Source organism: Mycobacterium sp., assembly GCF_032162105.1.
Lineage (GTDB): Bacteria > Actinomycetota > Actinomycetes > Mycobacteriales > Mycobacteriaceae > Mycobacterium.
The window spans coordinates 1-2,836 of sequence record NZ_JAVRPS010000176.1 but is presented as its reverse complement, the minus strand read 5'-3'; the positions used below and the strand labels follow the sequence as shown (position 1 = coordinate 2,836).

Genomic DNA, 2,836 nt, shown 5'->3' with positions numbered 1-2,836 from the left:
AGCCGCGGCCTGGCCGCCGTCGCCGAACTCACCCCAGCCGATCGCCGCGCCGAGGTCAGTTCCACCTACTTCGTGGTGGCCTACGTGGCGATCGCGCTGCCGGTCGTCGGCGAGGGGCTGGCCGCCCAACACTGGGGATTGCGCACCGCCGGAGTCAGTTTCGCGATCGCGATCGCCGTGCTGTCGGCGATCTGTCTGGCCATGATCCTGGTGCAGGAGCGTCGCCCCGCCGCCGAGAGCGTCCACATTTGAGTGGTTCTACTCAAGCCGATCGCGGCTGCCCGCGCCTAGATTCGAGCCATGGCGCTTACGTTCCCCAGTGCCGCCCACATCGAGGCGAGCACACCGGCCGATCGCGATCGGGCCATCGACGTTATCCGGATCGTGTCATTGGTCGGGGTGGTGGTCGGGCACACCGTGATGGCGACCAGCATCATCGCCGGTGACGTGTTCATCTGGGATAACCTGCTCACCACGTCGGTGGTGTTCCAGGCGCTCACCTGGGTCTTCCAGATCATGCCGCTGTTCTTCTTCGCGGGGGCCGCGGCGTCGGTGGGCTCGTTCGAACCCGGCGCGAGCTGGGGCGGCTGGCTGCTGAAGCGATGCACCCGGCTTTACCGGCCGGTGTTCTACTACCTGGCCTTCTGGGCCGCGGCACTGGTCGTGCTGCATGGAGTGCTGCCCGTGCACGTCTACGAGCCGATCGCCGGGATCAGCATCCAGTTGCTGTGGTTTCTCGGCGCCTATGTGTTGGTGCTGGCGGCGATGACGCTGCTGACCCGCATCACCACCGGGACGCGCCTGGTCGTGGCGGTGGTCGGGGTGTACGCCCTCGTCGCGGTGGTCGACGCGGTCCGGGTCACCGACCCCGACTGGTCGACGGTGGGCTACCTGAACATGCTCGCCTGGCTGATCCCCGGGATGTTCGGCGTGGCCTACCGGCGTCGGCTGTTGTCCACGCGGACGGCGCTGCGCCTCGGCGTCGGGATGCTCGGCGTCAATCTGAGCCTGCTGTCGTTGGGGCCCTACGAGTTGAGCCTGGTCGGCATCGAGTCGCAGCAACTCAAGAACATGACACCCCCGTCACTGTTGCTCGCCGGGCACGCAATCATGCTGTGCGCGTTCGCCATTGCGGCAGCACCCGGTATCGGCCGGTGGGCCCGGTGGCCCAGGGTGTGGCGGCTCGCGGTGATCGGCAACACCGGCGCCATGACGTTGTACCTGTGGCACATGCCGGTCCTGCTGGGTGTCCACCTAGCCTTCGACTACCTCGGCCTACCACGCTATCCCGGCCAGCCACACTTCCTGATGCTCAGCATCGCCCAGCTGGCCCTAGTGGCCGTGTTGGTGGCCGCGACGTTCGTCGTGCTGCGGCCATTGGAGAACAATCCGCTACCACTGTGGGACGGCGGTTGCGTCGCGGCACCGGGCCGCCGCAGCGCGGCCGTCGGCACGCTGCTGTGCATCGCGGGGGCGGCCACCCTGGCATCGGTCGGCTGGGGCCTGAAAGAGCAAGGGCTGTTCTGCGTTTCGGTGATGCTCGTCGCGCTGATCGGCGCTCGCCGGCTGGCCAACGAAGGTGTCGCAGCAGCGGCACCCGTCGTGGCGAAGGTCGGCTAGCCGCTCTTGCGCCGGAACTCGCGGCGGGCCTGCTCCGGGCCGTGCGCCTTCGGTTGCTTCTTGCCCACATCCTTGTGGGCGGAACCACCGCCCGCATTGGCCTTTTTGCGCTCCAGCGCTTCGCGGAACTTGCGCTTGTTGTCGTCCTCGGGTTCTTCGGCCATGTCCGCAGGGTAGCGCGCCGATCACGGCGCCGTCGCGCGGATTACCCACGCCGGCGCAACCACGTGGATCAGCGGATGCCGGGCGGCAGGCCGTAAAGGTGCGAGATCGGCAGCGTGACCACGACGCGACGATCCGCCACCATCGCACGGCGGTAGTCGTCCCAGTCGGGATGCTCACCGGCGATGTTGCGGTACAACGCAATCAATGCCTCCACGGTGTCGTCGTCGGGTGAGGCCGCGGGCGGGGTGAGGATCGCATCGCCCTCGGCCACCGCGTACGCCCATCCGTCGTCGGCAGTCACGTGAATCGAGGCCCGCGGGTCGCGGCGCAGGTTGCGCGTCTTGGCCCGCGGCTCCGTGACCGATACCTCGATCGCGACGTTGCGCGGATCGAAGTAGTACGAGACGTTCGACAACTGCGGCCGGCCGTCGCGCTTGATGGTGGCCAGCACCCCGAGCGAATTGCCGCTGATCACGGCCAACAACTTCTCGTCGAACACGTGCCGGGTCATGTGAGCCAGCCTACGGCTGCGGCACGGGGAACCGGCCGGATTCGGCGACCGCATCCTTAACATGGGGCCATGACCGCCATCGACGGCAACACCCTGGAAGGCGTGTCGGCGACTACGCTGTGGACGCTGCACAACCGCGGCACCGAGGCCAAGCGCTCCGATGGCGTGATCCGCGACCCGTGGGCGGTGACGCTTCTCGACACGATCGACTACGACTACCTCAAGTTCGGCAGGCCCAACCAGTCGCACGGCCTGCGCGCCGTCGCCTTCGACAACGAGGCGCGCGGTTACCTCAGCGGGCATCCTGGAGCGTCGGTGGTGGCCCTGGCCGAGGGTCTTCAGACCAGCTCCTGGCGACTCGAACGGAGCGGCGTCACTGAGGGCTCGACGTCGTACTCCATCGACCTCGAACCGGTGATCGATCTGCGACGGCGACTGCTGCCAAGAGAGGACCAGATCGTCGAGCTCGCGCAGTCCGCGCTGGACCGCAGCTGGATGGACCAGGTCGACTCCTCGCGCGGGGTGTTCATCACGGCCGAG

Annotated in this window: 4 protein-coding genes and 1 pseudogene; 3 read left to right on the top strand and 2 right to left on the bottom strand. The window is 67.7% G+C overall.

All coding sequences use genetic code 11. The annotated features are described in order from the left end of the window. A pseudogene (locus QOC69_RS09210) lies at positions 1 to 252 on the top strand (MFS transporter); the annotation flags it as partial. A 48-nt stretch (positions 253 to 300) separates the two neighbouring features. Next, entirely contained in the window at positions 301 to 1,620 is a 1,320-nt protein-coding gene (locus tag QOC69_RS09205; RefSeq protein ID WP_526438602.1) for an acyltransferase family protein, read from the top strand. Here QOC69_RS09205 and QOC69_RS09200 read toward each other — a convergent pair. Both QOC69_RS09200 and QOC69_RS09195 read right to left on the bottom strand, forming a co-directional pair. Continuing rightward, positions 1,617 to 1,784, bottom strand: a complete 168-nt coding sequence (locus QOC69_RS09200; RefSeq protein WP_526438600.1) for a DUF5302 family protein — start codon at positions 1,782 to 1,784, stop codon at positions 1,617 to 1,619. The genes QOC69_RS09205 and QOC69_RS09200 overlap by 4 nt on opposite strands. 68 nt (positions 1,785 to 1,852) lie before the next feature. Next, positions 1,853 to 2,296, bottom strand: coding sequence for a PPOX class F420-dependent oxidoreductase (locus tag QOC69_RS09195; protein ID WP_526438598.1), 444 nt, complete (start codon positions 2,294 to 2,296; stop codon positions 1,853 to 1,855). A 69-nt stretch (positions 2,297 to 2,365) separates the two neighbouring features. On the opposite strand from QOC69_RS09195, the gene QOC69_RS09190 reads away from it, so the two are divergent. Then, a partial coding sequence (locus QOC69_RS09190; protein ID WP_526438596.1) for a class I SAM-dependent methyltransferase occupies positions 2,366 to 2,836 on the top strand: 471 nt, incomplete at its 3' end.

What these genes read in the sequence shown, in the direction of transcription:
- QOC69_RS09205 (WP_526438602.1), top strand. Translation starts at nt 301, where the DNA reads ATGGCGCTTACGTTCCCCAGTGCCGCCCACATCGAGGCGAGCACACCG.
- QOC69_RS09200 (WP_526438600.1), bottom strand. Translation starts at nt 1,784, where the DNA reads ATGGCCGAAGAACCCGAGGACGACAACAAGCGCAAGTTCCGCGAAGCG.
- QOC69_RS09195 (WP_526438598.1), bottom strand. Translation starts at nt 2,296, where the DNA reads ATGACCCGGCACGTGTTCGACGAGAAGTTGTTGGCCGTGATCAGCGGC.